This is a genomic window from Bacteroidetes bacterium SB0662_bin_6 (assembly GCA_009839485.1).
Lineage (GTDB): Bacteria > Bacteroidota > Rhodothermia > Rhodothermales > VXPQ01 > VXPQ01.
In genome coordinates this window covers 65316-80459 of record VXPQ01000011.1, presented here as the reverse complement: position 1 = coordinate 80459, position 15144 = coordinate 65316, and the positions used below count along the sequence as shown (strand labels likewise).

At 57.5% G+C, this 15144-nt stretch carries 13 protein-coding genes and 2 tRNA genes; 5 read left to right on the top strand and 10 right to left on the bottom strand.

Annotated features, from left to right (window positions below; all coding sequences use genetic code 11):
- Positions 1 to 602, top strand: a 602-nt coding sequence (locus tag F4Y00_01710; protein MYE03680.1) for a T9SS type A sorting domain-containing protein, incomplete at its 5' end; no start/stop codon positions are given.
- 15 nt (positions 603 to 617) lie between these two features.
- On the opposite strand, the gene F4Y00_01705 is transcribed toward F4Y00_01710, so the two are convergent.
- From F4Y00_01705 to F4Y00_01680, 6 genes are all read right to left on the bottom strand, one after another.
- Positions 618 to 1142, bottom strand: coding sequence for a GyrI-like domain-containing protein (locus tag F4Y00_01705; protein MYE03679.1), 525 nt, complete (start codon positions 1140 to 1142; stop codon positions 618 to 620).
- Positions 1143 to 1149: 7 nt separating this feature from the next.
- The gene (locus tag F4Y00_01700; protein ID MYE03678.1) at positions 1150 to 1773 is read right to left on the bottom strand and encodes a carbonic anhydrase; all 624 of its coding nucleotides are present in this window, start codon (positions 1771 to 1773) and stop codon (positions 1150 to 1152) included.
- A gap of 33 nt (positions 1774 to 1806) precedes the next feature.
- Complete coding sequence (locus F4Y00_01695; GenBank protein MYE03677.1) at positions 1807 to 3456, bottom strand: potassium transporter KefB; 1650 nt, start codon at positions 3454 to 3456, stop codon at positions 1807 to 1809.
- 118 nt (positions 3457 to 3574) lie between these two features.
- Entirely contained in the window at positions 3575 to 3922 is a 348-nt protein-coding gene (locus tag F4Y00_01690) for a hypothetical protein (GenBank protein MYE03676.1), read from the bottom strand.
- 34 nt (positions 3923 to 3956) lie between these two features.
- A complete protein-coding gene (locus F4Y00_01685) occupies positions 3957 to 4283 on the bottom strand; it encodes a hypothetical protein (protein MYE03675.1) in 327 nt (108 codons plus the stop codon).
- Between the two features lie 263 nt (positions 4284 to 4546).
- Positions 4547 to 4621 (bottom strand) — tRNA-Asn (locus F4Y00_01680).
- Between the two features lie 311 nt (positions 4622 to 4932).
- On the opposite strand from F4Y00_01680, the gene F4Y00_01675 reads away from it, so the two are divergent.
- Together F4Y00_01675 and F4Y00_01670 are read left to right on the top strand one after the other, a co-directional pair.
- Positions 4933 to 5019: transfer RNA gene (locus tag F4Y00_01675), tRNA-Leu, on the top strand.
- A 33-nt stretch (positions 5020 to 5052) separates the two neighbouring features.
- Positions 5053 to 5640 carry a DUF1905 domain-containing protein gene (locus F4Y00_01670; protein MYE03674.1) on the top strand — a complete coding sequence of 196 codons (588 nt, stop codon included), beginning with the start codon at positions 5053 to 5055 and terminating at the stop codon, positions 5638 to 5640.
- Between the two features lie 81 nt (positions 5641 to 5721).
- On the opposite strand, the gene F4Y00_01665 is transcribed toward F4Y00_01670, so the two are convergent.
- Positions 5722 to 6852: a hypothetical protein gene (locus F4Y00_01665; protein ID MYE03673.1), complete on the bottom strand. Its 1131-nt coding sequence runs from the start codon at positions 6850 to 6852 to the stop codon at positions 5722 to 5724.
- Between F4Y00_01665 and F4Y00_01660 the strand changes: the two genes are divergently transcribed.
- Complete coding sequence (locus F4Y00_01660; GenBank protein ID MYE03672.1) at positions 6782 to 8698, top strand: M28 family peptidase; 1917 nt, start codon at positions 6782 to 6784, stop codon at positions 8696 to 8698. The genes F4Y00_01665 and F4Y00_01660 overlap by 71 nt on opposite strands.
- Before the next feature lie 152 nt (positions 8699 to 8850).
- Here F4Y00_01660 and F4Y00_01655 read toward each other — a convergent pair whose 3' ends face one another.
- From F4Y00_01655 to F4Y00_01645, 3 genes are all read right to left on the bottom strand, one after another.
- On the bottom strand, positions 8851 to 11355 hold the full coding sequence (locus tag F4Y00_01655; GenBank protein ID MYE03671.1) for a T9SS type A sorting domain-containing protein: 2505 nt from the start codon (positions 11353 to 11355) through the stop codon (positions 8851 to 8853).
- A gap of 92 nt (positions 11356 to 11447) precedes the next feature.
- Positions 11448 to 12698 (bottom strand): ABC transporter substrate-binding protein, encoded by a 1251-nt coding sequence (locus F4Y00_01650; GenBank protein ID MYE03670.1) that lies wholly within the window; start codon positions 12696 to 12698, stop codon positions 11448 to 11450.
- A gap of 70 nt (positions 12699 to 12768) precedes the next feature.
- Positions 12769 to 13539 carry an SDR family oxidoreductase gene (locus F4Y00_01645; protein ID MYE03669.1) on the bottom strand — a complete coding sequence of 257 codons (771 nt, stop codon included), beginning with the start codon at positions 13537 to 13539 and terminating at the stop codon, positions 12769 to 12771.
- A gap of 131 nt (positions 13540 to 13670) precedes the next feature.
- Between F4Y00_01645 and F4Y00_01640 the strand changes: the two genes are divergently transcribed.
- Positions 13671 to 15029, top strand: coding sequence for an FAD-binding protein (locus F4Y00_01640; protein MYE03668.1), 1359 nt, complete (start codon positions 13671 to 13673; stop codon positions 15027 to 15029).
- Positions 15030 to 15144: the final 115 nt, after the last annotated feature.

Sequence of the window (15144 nt, the reverse complement as noted above, 5' to 3'; positions counted from 1 at the left end):
ATGACGGAACCGTGAGGCTGTGGGATGTGGCTACGGGATCCTCCACCACGCTCACGGGGCATACAGCGTGGGTCAATTCGGTAGCCTTTTCCCCCGATGGCAGTATCGTGGCATCCGGGTCGGATGACGGAACCGTGAGGCTGTGGGATGTGGCTATGAGATCCCACATTGCAACGCTCAGGGGGCACAGGTATTGGATCACTTCGGTAGCCTTTTCACCCGATGGTAACATGCTGGCGTCAGGGGCCTGGGATTGTTTCATTAATCTGTGGGACGTATCGGGCATAACGACGCATGCAGTCGATGCCGAGGGGGAGATTCCGATGGCCTTCCGGCTGCACGGCAACTATCCGAATCCGTTCAATCCGTCCACGCGCGTGGTCTTCGACCTGCCGTCGGCAGCCGAAGTGACGGTGCATGTCTTTGACGTATTGGGAAGGAACGTGATGGTAACAGGTCCCGAGTCCTTGTCGAGCGGTTGGGACCATTCCCTTGAAGTGAACGCCTCCTCGTTGCCCTCGGGCGTATACGTTTATCAGATAAGGGCGCGGGCGGGTCCGGACATGCTTGTCCGGTCAGGGCGCATGATTCTCGCGAAATGACGAGGAGGTGGTACTTCACGGGCAATTCTGCACGGGAAAGAAAATATCGGTGCGCCATTTGGACGGGTCCGGCTCGGCGCCGGGATCGGTGACGTACACTTCCCAGGGCGCATGCGCGGGCTGGAGATCGTTCGCCTTGATCCATTGCACCAGCGCATTCCACGTTTCGCCGAGGTTGTCGTAGGGCCCCATGTGGGTCACCATCGCCATGGTTCCGGCAGGAAGTTGTCCGGTCCGGATGCGGTCCGTGCCTTCCATCGGCGACGAGACGGGCATGGCGCACTCGAGATCGACGGTGTTGCCTTCCATCGAGTGGTAGATAGCCAAGGGCATGCCGGCCGGCGCCTGCCCACTCTGTTGAATGTATCCGTATATCTCTCCGAACAGCGGGCCCATGATTTCGGCAAGCTTATCCATCGTGGTCGTAGTACGGATGCCGAGAATGGATTGCGCGTCGATCTGTCCGGTTTTGAATTCCAGGTTCATCGTAATTCTTTTCGGTTTTTGTTCTTTTGAAGCGGTTGGCGAGGGCCGATTCATTTCCTCGTCAGGCCGGTGCGTCGTCGAAGAAATCGACCTCCCCGGATTCCAGGGAATACTCCGCCCCGACGATTCGCAGGCCGTCCCGGTCCATAAGCTGCCTGAGGATTTCCGAATCCTGCCGAAGCGCGTCCACGGATCTGCGCACGTTTGCCCGCACTGCCTGGCGCAGCAACGCATCCGGGTCGCATTCAGGTTCCGTTTTTAACAGGTCCTCCACCGCAGGACGAATTCGGTCGACAATCGACGCTATGTTTTCCGATAGCTTGCCGCCGGGTTGCCGGAGGCTTTCCAGCGTTGCTCCGACCGCGCCGCATCGGGTGTGACCCAACACGACGAGAAGCCGCGTGCCGAGCTGCTGCACCGCGTACTCCGCACTGCCTGCCAGAGACGGCGTAACGATGTTTCCGGCGACACGGATCACGAACAGGTCTCCAAAGCCCTGATCGAAAATGTGCTCGACGGGTACTCGGGAATCGGAGCATGCCAGAATCACGGCGAAGGGCGCCTGACCCGCGAGCAAATCCTTCCGTTTTTCCGGGCTTGCGGGTGCTTCGATATGCCGAACGCCGTCTACGAAGCGGCGATTGCCTTCCTGCAGGCGTTTCAGGGCTTCAACTGCTGAAATCATCCGGTTCGGACGTTAATGGACAGGGGATGTGTTCTACGTTTCTGTTTTTGCGGAGTGCAGTGCGGTAATCATGGACTGGACGATTACGCCGCTTGCCGTGTTTTCCGCCGTGATGACCTCCGTGGCGCCGGCAGCGTACAGAGAATCCTTATCTATATCATACCAGGCGCGTGCGATGATGGTGAGGTCGGGAGCTATTTTACGAATGGCGCCGACCGCAAGCTCGGTGGCTCTGGCGTCATTGATGCTTATTACCACGAGCCGGGCATCCTTACAGCCAAGTGTCTTCAGCACTTCCTGTTGGGTAATATCTCCCAGCACTGCCCGGTTTCCGGCAGCTTTTGCCACCCGGACGTTATCTGCGTTTACATCGACAACGATAGAGGGAACCCCTGTGTCCCGGACAGCCCGGCAGACTTCCCGGCCCGTCAAGCCATATCCGCCAATGATTACGTGACCGCTGTGTGGTTCGTGAACGTCGACGCCGGGAGGCTCCGCGTCCAGCACCCGATTCAGCCATGGGACGCGGGCCGCGCTAAGGGCCAGTTTGGGAGCGAGTGTGGCGCCCACGGGCGTAAGCAGCATGGAGAGGATGATCGCCGTCAGCAGGTTGTGGGATAGCGTGGCTCCCAGAAGTCCGGTTCCCGAAGCGGTGTTCAAAAGTACGAACGAGAATTCGCCGATCTGGCACAAGGTGGCCGCCGACAGGATTCCCACGCGAAGAGGCATTCGGAGAATCAATGCGGTTCCAAGAATGATCGCGAATTTACCCGCGAGAATGATACCGAGAAGCCCAACCGTTGACGCCAGGTGTTGAAGCACATCCGAAACATCCAGAAGCATACCCACGGAAACGAAAAAGAGGCTGGCGAACACTTCGCGCGCAGGGATCAGATCCGACATCGCCTGGTGACGAAACTCGCTTCCGGCGACAACCAGTCCTGCCAGAAATGCACCGAGGGCCAGAGAGATTCCCGCTAAAGAAAGCGCCCATGCGATACCGAAGCAGACGAGAAATACCGCAAGAATAAAGATATCCCGCTGCCTTGTTCTGGCCACGAATGCAAGCAAACGGGGGACCAGATAACGGGCTGCGACCAGCACGCCCACGAGGATGGCCAGCGCCGTGCCGGCCGCAAGCAGGATTTCCTGAACGGTTCCGCCTCCTCCGGCCAGAATGGGCACGGCCAGGATCATCGGAACCACGCACAAGTCCTGAAAGACAAGCATGCCGACGGCCAGCCTCCCGTGAGGCGCTTCCAGTTCGCCCCGTGTGGAGAGACCGCGCAGGACCACGGCGGTACTGGATATGGCGACGACGCAGCCGAGAAATATCGCAGGTCCCGGCGCCAGACCGAACCAGTTGGCCACGACGGCGGTGCATGCCACCGTAAGCGTTACCTGAATGCCCCCACCCAGTAGTACGGCTCTCCAGAAACGCCGCAGCCGATCCAGGGAGAGCTCCAGGCCGATGCCGAAAAGCAGAAGGACGATACCGATTTCAGCCAGAACTTCAACCTGATGCGTATCGTCGACGAGACCCAGTGCCGTGGGTCCGACCAGAGCGCCCGTTAAAATAAACCCGGCAATCGACGGAACTCCGGCGCGACGCAGTGCCGTCACGACCACAATCGCCGCTCCCAGCACAATGACCAGATCCTTGAGAAAGTCGATTTCGGGCACGGGCTTGGTTCCTGACAACGTAGCGGCACAGATCGCGAATGCTAACGAGCCCGGCAAGCACGGGATCCATATTATCACCGGGTAGATCCCAAAAAAGTCCGTCTAGGGCCTGTTAGCACTATGCAGCAATGCGCCGCGCCATGCGGCGCCGATGCAGGTGTTGCTCGCAGATGGGTTTGCGGCTGCGTTTCTCCCGGGATTCATTTACCGAACAGATTGCTGCTGAGATGATCTTGATGTCAACAGATCGCCGGTTTCGGGAGAAAAGAGATGAATGTACAGCAAAAACAATAGCACGAGAATTTTCGCCGTTTCGGGCAAAAACTCTCCTTTCCGCATCGAGACCGGGATGTCCGGAATCGTCTTCGCGGATACTTTTTACCATCCTTTCGGCAACGCTGTGCGGGCCACCAGCAGAATGGTGAACGGAATGGAGTCGGTTCTCCAGGCGGATGAGCGGCTGCAAGAGGCTGCAGGCCGCTCATCCACCCTTCATAAGGTTAACCCTTGAGGCGGTTTAGCACCCTTACTACGAGTATGCTGACAACACCGGCATACAGCGCTACACTTGCCTGATCGAGGATCGCGTCCAGGTGGGCGCCAACCGCGTGGATGTGGCTCAACACATCCGTGGCCGCAGCGCCGCCGACCGCTAAAGTAACCACCAGATAGGCTGTAGCATCCTCGGCGTCAATTGCCATCGCCCCATAGACCAAGCCCAGAATGACCAGCAGAAGCGCCACAATCCCCGAGCCGATTGCGTCGGGCGCCAGGCCCTCTACAATCGCGAGGAGGGTGATCAAACCGATAATAATCCTGACTGCCATTTTTACCTCCTTAGAATAAGTGGGTGGGTCACGACTGCACCATCACACAGCCGTGACGGTATATAGCGCAGTCATATGCCCTATAAGTACAGCATAATGGCGCAAAATTGCAAGAAAAATTCACAATTCTTTGTGCCCACGCCTATATAAATATGGCGGAATAATCAAAGGGGCGGGGGAATTCAGAGGGGATTTCCCGGCAGGATTACAGCCTTTATCCTCGTACGGCGTTTTTGACGGAGGGGAAGCCGTTCAACCCATAATGGCTCCCCGGGTAGGACTCGAACCTACAACCCTGCGGTTAACAGCCGCATGCTCTACCATTGAGCTACCGAGGAGGGTAGAGGCGCGGGCGGCCACACCATGCGTGACTCTTTTCGTAGTGCCCTGCCATTGCGCCATGGACGGGATCAGACCTTCCTGCTCCTCGAAAATGGCCTATTTCACAAAAACCCCAGGGAACGAGACAGGTTCCGGAAGAATAGGCGAAACATGTCTGATGACCATGCAGGGGGCAGCCGGCACAGGAACTTTCGGCTCCCCGAAGACATTGATATTCCGCCGGACATTTGACGCAATATGTTCCTTGGGGATTCGGGATACAGACGCCCGGTACCGATACATTTCGAACAGCGTCAGATGGCCCCGGGCCCAAGTGGCGGAATTGGTAGACGCGCATGATTCAGGGTCATGTGCCCGTTAGGGCGTGGAGGTTCGAGTCCTCTCTTGGGCACCAATGCGGAGCATAAGGTTCTGAACGAACGGCGGGATGGCATATCAGAACAATAATGCCGGCGGCCCATCTGTTTTGCGCTTCGAGGCTCAGCTCTTTCGGCATCCTCAAAAGGCAAAGGTGCATTCCAAGGCCCTGCTCAATGTCCCGGAGTGGATCGGCAAGCAATTTTCTTCGGGCGGCGCGACCAAGGTCGAAGGCGTTATGAACGGCCAGCCTTTTAGGGCGATCCTGGAACCTGATCCGTCCGGAGGGCACTGGCTGCATGTGAACAAGGCCATGCGCAACGGCGCTGGCGCCGACGTGGGCGACACGGTGCAACTCGCTATCCTCGGACCGGAACCCGAACCGACGCTCCCCGAGGATTTCCAGGCCGCCCTTACCGCTTCTCGCGATGCGGAGACGTTGTGGCAGGATCTTACCCTCCTGGGCCGTCTCGACTGGGTCCGCTGGATCGAATCGGCCAGGAAACCCGAGACCCGGGCCCGCCGGATCAGACGGGCCGTCGAACAGCTTTCCTCGGGAGATCGGCGTGCTTGTTGCGTGAATGTCTATGAGTTCATGCTGGATCGCATTCGGGAAGACGAGCAGGCCCGAAGCCTTGAAGCAAATACATTACGATGAGGGCCTTGTGTGCCGGGTCCGGATCACCGGGGGCAGCGCGGTATGAATCAGCCGGGCGCTACGCCTGCACCTTTTCTCCGATCATTCCTCGACCCATTCCGCAAGGAAGATATTCGTGTCGTTCGTGCCCTCGTTGTTCCGGTTCGAGCCGAATGCCAGGTAGCGTCCGTCCGGGCTGAATACGGGAAATCCGTCGAATGCCTCGGAGTGCGTGATGCGCGTCAGGCCGGTTCCGTCCACCCCGATCATATAGATCTCGAACTCCCGTCCGTTCGAATCCTCGTGGTTGGAACTGAACAGGATGCGTTTCCCGTCAGGATGCCAGTAGGGGGCGAAGTTGGCCCCGCCGAGGTGCGTCACCTGGCGCATGTTCGAGCCGTCTGCATCCATGACGTAGATATCCAGTTCGCCGGGTCGCAGGAGGCCCTGTTCGAGGAGGCGGAGATAGTCGTCCTGTTCCGGGCCCGGTTCGGGGTAATGCGCCCGCCAGACGATTTGCGAACCATCGGGAGAGTAGAAAGCGCCTCCGTCGTACCCGATACGGTTCGTCAGCCGCTGCACGTCTGAGCCGTCCGGCGCCATCGAGTACAGTTCCAGATCGCCGTCGCGCATGCTCGTGAACACGATCCGGCCTCCGACCGGCGAGAAGGTGGCTTCCGCGTCATAGCCGTCGGTCTCCGTGAGCCGGCGCAGATTGCCGCCGTCGGCATCCGCCGTGAAGATGTCGTAGCTCTCGTAGATGGGCCAGACATAGCCCTGCGAAAAGTCCGGGACAGGCGGGCAGGCCGGGTCGGCAAGATGCGTGGACGAATACAGGATCTGATCTCCCGACGGATAAAAATAAGAACAGGTGGTGCGCCCCTCGCCGGTGCTCACCATGCGGGATTCTCCCGTTTCCAGATCGTCCATGATATAAATCTGGTCGCACCCGGCGCCCGGTTTGCGGGCCTGGTAGATGAGCACCGATCCGTCGAACGCCCAGTACGCTTCGGCGTTTTCTCCGCCGAAGGTCAACTGGCGGACATTGCGCAAGTGCGTTTCTCCGGGTTGTGCGTGATCGGCCGCATCAAGGGTCTCCGGCGCTGCGTCTTCTCCAGGGGCAGACTGCTCGCTATCTGCACCGCAGGCGGCAAGAAACAACGTGGCGCCCAGGAAGATGACGCTCGTGAACAGGGATGCGGCAATGCGCGTACGACGGTGCAACAACGTCATGCTTCCGTTACGTGTGAAATTCATTATGATTTTTTCCCGATATGCGCCTTTTCTTGCAGCGCTGTGTGCGGTTGCCATCGCATGGCCGGTCAGCAGGTCCGCTTTCGGACAGATATCGTGCCCCTCTGTGGAAGAGGTGACCCGCGATCTGCCCGCCGATCCCACGGAGACGATGCGGCATATCCGCTATCTGGCCGACGACCGGCTCGAAGGCCGCGAAGTCGGATCGCAGGGCGCCTGGTGCGCCGGGGAATATATTGCCGAAGAACTGCAAAGCCTCGGACTTGTCCCCGCCGGATCGAACCACGATTTCTTTCACCATTTTTCGGTCCGGAAAGGGGTACGGCTCGGTTCCGGCAACGCACTGCGCGTGGCGGGGCGAGCATACATGATCGGCTCGGAATGGGTTCCCCTCGGTTTTTCGGCGAGCGGGCATATGGAGCATGCGCTGATGTATGGCGGGCATGGGCTGACCGGGGATGCCTCGGCGGGCAACGAGGGCGAGGCCGGTAAAGACGACGCGGAGGAGCCCGGGGACGAGTACGCCCGCATGGATATTTCCGGCAGGATCGTCGTGGTCGAATGGGGCGACCCCGATGCGCCGCACGGCATGTCGCTTCGCGGCGATTCTCATTTCAAGGCGATGGAGGCGTCCGGGCGCGGCGCGGCGGCCCTGCTCGTGCTGGCGCCCGACGGGATGCGCCTTCCTGATCCTTCCGGCGAAACCCGTGCGGCGTTGTCCATTCCTGTGGTCATGGTTGCCGGGGAGGCGGCCGGAGCGGTTCGCAGTGCTGCGCAGGAAGGAAACTCCGCAGGGCTCGCTGTGGACATTTCCCCGGAAACGGCCGAGGCCCGTAACGTGGTGGCCCTGCTGCCCGGCGCCGATCCGGACCGGGCCCGGGAATACGTTATTGCAGGCGCCCACTATGATCACCTGGGCTTCGGCGGCGACGGCTCGCTGGCGCCCGATTCCCGCGATGTACACAACGGCGCCGACGACAACGCCAGCGGCGTCGCGGCGGTGATTGAAATCGCCCGGCGGCTGGCCGACGGGCCGCCTCTGGACCGGGGCGTATTGTTCATGGCTTTCACCGGCGAGGAAAAGGGCCTGTGGGGATCGGCGCGCTTCGTGGCGGAGCCGACCGTGCCGCTGGACAATGCGGCCGCAATGCTCAATTTCGACATGGTGGGTCGGATGCAGGACCGCAGCCTGACGGTTTTCGGAACCGGCACCGCCGAGGAATGGGATGATGTGCTGGACGACGCCAATGCCGACCTCTCCGAGCCGCTTGCGATTGGCGGGGTGGCCGACGGGTACGGCCCTTCCGATCATTCCTCGTTTTATGCGGAAGGCATTCCGGTGCTTCATTTCTTCACGAATACCCATGAGGATTATCACCGTCCTTCGGACGACTGGCAGAAGGTCAACGGGGAGGGGGTGGACCTGGTGGTCGAGCTGGCAAGCGGGGTCGTCCGCCGGCTTGCGGGCGGGGATGCTTCGGACGTGGTGGCACTGACTGCCGTGGCGCAGGCGCGCCCCTCGCCGGGCAGCGGCAGTGCTTCCTCGACCAGCGGGTACGGTGCGGCGTATCTGGGGACCATTCCCGACATGACCCCGCGCGATATGGGGTTGCGGCTCACCGGAGTGCGTGTGGGAAGCCCTGCGGAAGAGGGCGGTCTCCGGGGCGGGGACATCGTGGTGGAATTCGCCGGCAAGCCCATCGCCGACATCTACGCATATACCTATGCGTTACGCGAGCAATCCCCCGGCGACGTGGTGAAGATCGTTGTGGAGCGGGATGGGGAGGAGGTTACGCTGGAGGTGACGCTGGGTGTGCGGGAGTAGGACGGGTGCATGAGCTATGGCCCGCCCCGCGGGGGCTGAAAGTCCGCAGATGTGCTTGCTCTGCGTACTACGCAAGGCGGGAGGCGATTGCGCCAAGCGCCGTTATGCAATATCTCGAAATATTCTGAGGCCACGCAGGCGAACCGTTTCCCTTACCGAACGAGCGTCATTATTTTCGTTTGAGATTTTTCACCTGCCGTCAAGCGGTAGATATACGTTCCGGTAGATAAGCCCGCTGCGTTGAATCGCTCCGTATAGCGTCCCTGCGGACGGGCGCCGTCAAAAAGCACGGCGACCGTTCTCCCGGTCATATCATACACCGCAAGCCGTACATGGACCGTTTGGGGAAGTTCGTATTCGATTACGGTTTCGGGATTGAACGGATTCGGATAGTTCTGTTTGAGAGCAAGCATCAAGGGAAGCTCTTCGTCTCCCGCAGCCAATCCGTAGTTTTGCGTTGCGGAAATATTAAGCGTAAGGCCCGCTTGATTCTCTCTCGGATCACTGTGTACGGTAATAAGCGTTACACGATCGTAGTCCCCGGTAACCGTATATCCCTGAACGCCGGTGTCAATATCTACAAGCTCTTTTGAATTTCCCCTTTCTTTAAACAGACGCAATAACATAATTTCCGGGTCATTTGCGTCGACTGAAAGATGCAAGTTCGAAGGGTTTATATAACTAAAATAATTGGCGCTTCCCGGCCGGATTGTAGTAGTGTGTTGTGAAAAATGAGTATTGACAAGATTAACATTTACATGAGGCCTTATTCGAAGCCTCGGGTTTGCATATACAGATGACTTATATCCGTAAGAGACCTCATTAAGAGTAACAGAAGCGTCATGAACAAGGTTTGTCGTGTGAAAATCCAACGCGATGTTTCCCAGATTAAGATCGGAATCGAGGAGGGATAAGGCATAATCCAATCCGGCAATTCCATCATACCAATCGCCATTATCCGGATCATCCGGATCGCAAACACCGCCAGGGCGACATACTTGCATAAGATGTTTCATGTTTTCCATACCCACACGTTCAGCGATATAAGCAGCAAACAATTTGGCCCGTCGATAACTGAATGGACGCGGAGGGAAGAGGGGTATTCCGGGGCTTGGACCCGGCCCAATATGGAATATACCGGTAGGCGGCATACTTTTTTGATCAAAAACTATATCTTTAGAAGTCCACTCCGCCAACCCTTCTGCAAAAAAATCACTACCCCAGGCATAGGAAAAATTAATACTATGTACAAATTCGTGCGCTATAACCTGGGCAATGCGCAGTTGACCATTTTGCACATGGTCATAATGGGATAGAGGTATGGCGAGGTAAGAAGGAAAAGCTAATCCCCCGAGAAACCATTGATAAGCATGGCAAAGTATATCGATCATTCTTTTCCCGTTATTACCATTGCTATAATTTTTGCGGAGACCCCCCAAAAGATCCATACTGTACTCAAGAATTCCTTTTTCCGGATCTACGGGAGTTGAAGAAAAAACATAGTTCAATGATTCATTCATTGATTCTCCAGAGATGTGAAATAAATCAAAAGTTTCTTTCGAGATCCATAATCTCGCGTGTGCATTTTCTTGTATTAGAATGAATTCAATGGTTCTATAAATATTGGTTGGGTTGTTATGATGTAGTATTTGAAAATGCTTCCTTTCGTTATCCGCGAATTCATCAGGAATTCCAAAACAATTTACGATTAATGATGGATTCCCGTAAGCTCTTAACGTTAATGTTTTTTTGCATAATCCGGCAGGAAAATTACCTGTTAGCTGATTGTTAAAAATATTAAAGAATTTTAAGTTTATAAGATTTTCCAACGCCGTCGGAATTTCACCTGTTAATTGATTAGTATGAAGTGAGAGCTCTTCAAGGTGTACGAGATTCCCCAATTCTGCGGGTATTGTACCGATTAATCGATTGCCCCCCAACCAGAGCACCTTGAGATTTACAAGATTTCCCAATTCCGAAGGTATTTCACCGGCTAACTGGTTATTGGCAAGATAGAGCTTTTCGAGATTTTCAAGGTTTCCCAATTCTGCGGGTATTTCGCCGGCTAATTGATTATTGTAAAGAATCAGATTTTTGAGATTTTCAAGGTTTCCTAATTCCGAAGGTATTTCACCGGTTAATTGATTGGTGTTCATGGTGAGCAATTCGAGATTTTCAAGATTTCCCAATTCCGAAGGTATTTCACCGGTTAATTTATTTCTGTCCAGGATGAGCCATTTGAGATTTACAAGATTTCCCAATTCCGAAGGTATTTGACCGGTTAACCGATTGTCGTTAAAACTGAGTACTTCGAGTTTTGGAAGATTTCCCAATTCCGCGGGTATTTCACCGGATAATCGATTGCTGATAAGATGAAGCTCTGTTACCCTGCCATCGGCGTCGGTGAAGACGCCAAACCATTGATCCAACGGTTTATCGCTTTTCCAATACACGTTGCCTCTCCAGCTATCTCCACCGGTTGAATCATAGAAGGCTATTAACGCATTGCGATCATCCTCTACCGAACCTTGCGCCACAGCAATGCCAGGATTGACGAAGATGTACAACGCAAAAAGATACAAAAGGGAGGCCCCGCACGTCATAAGGAGCGAACCCCTCCGTAAAAGCTGAGCAGTATTTTTCGGGTGGCGTTGCATCGCGGCTCATACTGCTTTGTTTGTTGTAAAGTAAGGCGTCGGGCTACGGTTTTCAAGAACGATTCAACGAGTGGCGGCAGTGCTTCCCGGCCTCACGGCTCGAACCGGTATACCACCGGCAATTGTGCGGCATCCGTAACGCTCGTATCCAGGTGGCGGTAGATGTTGATGCGCCCGGTGCCACAGTCTCCGAAATCATCGCAGGAGAGTACGCCGATGATGCCCTGAAAGCCGGTGGTGGCTGCGATCTCCTGGCGCAGCGCGAGGCGGTCCACATATAACGTTTCGCCTTTCTCCACCGCGACGGATTCGATGGCGGCGAGCAACAGCGTGGCGGCGTCGTAGGCGTGCGCCCAGTATGGGGAGGCCGGCGCGCCGCCGTACGTATTCTCGAATGCCGCAAGCACCGCGTCGGCGTTTTTCCCGGTGACGCCATTGGCCTCCGGGCCGTGTTCCAACACCGGTCCCGCGAAGTACATGCCTTCCGACTGCGGCGAGCCAAGGAATTCCGGTACGAGCATGGCTGAGCCCGTGATGAGCGCTGCATCTTCCAGGCTGTCGAATTCCCTCGTCTGCTCGACGAAAAGCGAGCCTTCCGCGAGGAAAAGCGGGACGAAGATACCCTCTGCTCCGGCTGCCGAGAATTCCGCGAGCACAGCGGTCATGTCCGTATCGCCTTTTGCGATTCCGGCCGTCGTGACTTCTCCGCCGAGTGTGCGGAATGCACTGCCGAATGCGCTCACAAGAGCTGTGGTGTAGGGGTCGCCGTCATGCACGGCCCCCATGCGCCGCAGCCCCAGTTCTTTCCAGGCGAAATCGGCGACAGCCCGTCCCCGGTAGAGGTCGTTGGTGACGACGCGGAAGTAACCGGGGTGGTAATGCATTCCCGCATTGCCTTCGAGATCGGAAGTAAGCAACGGCGATGCGTTGGCCGGTGAGATCATCGTGAATCCCGCCTTGCTCATCACCGGCGAGGCGGTCACGCCCGAGGCCGAGCACGCTGTGCCGATGACCCCTGCTATCTGCCGGTCCGCGACGATCTGTTCGGCGCCCGTCCGGCCTCCCTCAGGCGAGCACATGGCGTCCACAGGCTGTCCGGGGTCAACCGTGCGGCCATGAATGGTTCCGAAATCCCGCACGGCCAGTTCAATGGCCTGTCCCAGCGATGCGCCGTGGGACGATGCGGGCCCGGTAATGGGGAACAGCGAACGAATCCGTATCGGTTCATCCTCGCTGATCTCGACCGCGCCGAGCGGCCCCGCCTCGAAGTCGTCGAGCGGATTACATCCAGCCGCGAACAGCACAAGGATTGCGATGCAGCATTTCCGGATACGGTCCGCCATGCATGTACTCCGTTTACTGACAGGGCCTGCTATGCCGGACAGGGTATCCGGCCATCCGGTGAACGCGCTGTTACCGCTTCTGTTTTCCCCGGAAGGCGCCCCCGATCTTGACGCCGAGGCCGCCGTCGATCCGGAAGGCCTGCCCGGTGATGAAGCTGGCTTCGTCGCTTGCCAGATAGGCGATCAGATGGGCGATTTCGCCGGGATCGGCCGCCCGGTTCAGGAGGTGCATGCCCCGGATTTCGTTCATCATGGCTTCCGGGTCGCCGGACTGGTCCGCCGCCCATTGCAGGAGCGGCGTGTCCACGCTGCCCGGACACACGGCGGACGAGCGGACGTTGTACGGTGCGTAATCCACGGCGATGCTGCGCGTAAGACCAAGCATGGCGGCCTTACTGGTGGCGTAAGCGGCCACATGCTCTTCGCTCATCATTGCCTGTACGCTCGATACGTTGACGATCACGCCGTTCCGCTGGGCAGTCATGCTGGGGAGCGCCTGTTTTGCGCACAGAAAGGCTCCCTTCACATTGACGGCCAGCACGCGGTCCCACTCTTCCTCGGACGTTTCCTCGACGGTGCCGTACGTCTGGACCGCCGCATTGTTGACGAGTACGTCGATGCGTCCGAACCGGTCGAGCACCTGCCGGAAAGCCCGCGCCACCTGATCCGCTTGCGATACGTCGCACTGGACATGCATACTGTTTTCCGCATCCCCTTCTTTTGCAGGGGCAACGTCCAGGCAGGCTACGCGCGCGCCCTTTTCCAGAAACAGTTCCATGGCGGCGGCCCCGATTCCCTGGGCGGCTCCGGTGACGACCACGATTTTCCCGTCGAAGGTCATAATGCAGGGGGTTTTCGTATCTGATCAGCGTATCCTAAGGATAATAGCGAACGCATTGTACCGCAATACACGGAACCGTTCGGTATATTCGTGCTTGCGAGCCGTGTCGTCTATCAGCACAGCAAAACAGAATGGACAAAAGAACCTTCCTGAAAACATGTTCCGCCCTCGTGGCGGGCGGTATTCTTTCTCCACTGGCCTCCTGCAGGCCGGAAGAAATCGCCACTCTTCCGCCCCGGACGAATTGGGCGGGCAATCTTACCTACTCTACGGACCGGTTGCATCTGCCGCAGACGGTTGCCGAGGCGCAGGACCTCGTGAGGAACACGCCCAGGGTTCGTCCGCTTGGTTCGCGTCATTGCTTCAACGCCATTGCGGACAGCACCGAGGCGCAAATATCTCTTGAGCATCTCAATCAGGTGGTGCATCTCGATGAGGCGGCGAACAGGGTAACCGTGGGTGCCGGTATGCGCTACGGCGATCTTGCTCCCTATCTTCAGGAAAGGGGGTATGCCTTGCACAACCTGGCTTCCCTGCCGCATATCTCCGTGGCGGGCGCCTGTGCTACGGCCACCCACGGTTCGGGCGTGGCGAACGGGAATCTGGCCACGGCGGTCGCCGCAATCACGTTCATCGATGCGAACGGCGATCTGGTCACTCTCTCCCGTGAGGAGGACGGCGAACGATTCGCCGGAGCGGTCGTGGGCCTCGGCAGCCTCGGCGTGGTTACGGAAGTTACGCTGGACCTCCAGCCCGCCTTCGACATGATCCAGCATGTCTACCTGGACCTCCCGGTGGTTTCGCTGGACGATCATTTCGATGAAATCATGTCGAGCGGTTACAGCGTGAGCCTGTTCACGGACTGGCAATCGGACACGGTAAATCAGGTCTGGATCAAGCGGATAGCGGGGGACGATGCGTTCGAGGCGGAACCCGTGTTTTTCGGCGCCAACCTGGCGACGAGGAATGTGCATCCGATCCTCGAACTCTCGGCGGTGAATTGCACCGAACAGATGGGCGTCCCCGGCCCCTGGTATGAGCGCCTGCCGCATTTCCGAATGGATTTTACCCCGAGCAGCGGCAAGGAATTGCAAAGCGAATACTTTGTTGCCCGGGAACACGCGCGAGACGTAGCGAGAATTTTTCAGGACATGGGCGAACGGTTTGGTTCGCTCCTGATGATCTCGGAGGTGCGCACCATCGACCGGGACGACCTGTGGATGAGTATGTGCTTCGACCGGCCCAGCGTTGCCTTTCACTGCACCTGGGAGCAGGACTGGGATGCGCTCCGGGAACTCCTTCCCGTGATCGAAGACGCGCTCGAACCCTTTGGAGCGCGTCCGCATTGGGGAAAACTGTTCACGATGGCGCCGGACCGGTTGCAATCGCGGTACGAAAAGGTCGCTGCCTTCAGGGAATTACTCCGGGAATACGACCCGGACGGCAAATTTCGCAACGCTTTTGTACACGAGAATCTGTTCGGCGGTTGAGCGTGATGTGGAACGGGTGATCCTGTAGCGTGGCGGGAAAGGCCGGACACTCTCTATAATAAATTCATAAAGGTGCATCCAAATACATTATAATTTAGATTAAGTCTAAATACAA

Bases quoted from the DNA above. Each gene is read 5' to 3' on its own strand.
- F4Y00_01645 (MYE03669.1), bottom strand. From the start codon at position 13,539: ATGACCTTCGACGGGAAAATCGTGGTCGTCACCGGAGCCGCCCAGGGA.
- F4Y00_01700 (MYE03678.1), bottom strand. From the start codon at position 1,773: ATGATTTCAGCAGTTGAAGCCCTGAAACGCCTGCAGGAAGGCAATCGC.
- F4Y00_01640 (MYE03668.1), top strand. From the start codon at position 13,671: ATGGACAAAAGAACCTTCCTGAAAACATGTTCCGCCCTCGTGGCGGGC.
- F4Y00_01650 (MYE03670.1), bottom strand. From the start codon at position 12,698: ATGGCGGACCGTATCCGGAAATGCTGCATCGCAATCCTTGTGCTGTTC.
- F4Y00_01670 (MYE03674.1), top strand. From the start codon at position 5,053: ATGGCATATCAGAACAATAATGCCGGCGGCCCATCTGTTTTGCGCTTC.
- F4Y00_01665 (MYE03673.1), bottom strand. From the start codon at position 6,852: ATGACGTTGTTGCACCGTCGTACGCGCATTGCCGCATCCCTGTTCACG.
- F4Y00_01705 (MYE03679.1), bottom strand. From the start codon at position 1,142: ATGAATCGGCCCTCGCCAACCGCTTCAAAAGAACAAAAACCGAAAAGA.
- F4Y00_01685 (MYE03675.1), bottom strand. From the start codon at position 4,283: ATGGCAGTCAGGATTATTATCGGTTTGATCACCCTCCTCGCGATTGTA.
- F4Y00_01655 (MYE03671.1), bottom strand. From the start codon at position 11,355: ATGCAACGCCACCCGAAAAATACTGCTCAGCTTTTACGGAGGGGTTCG.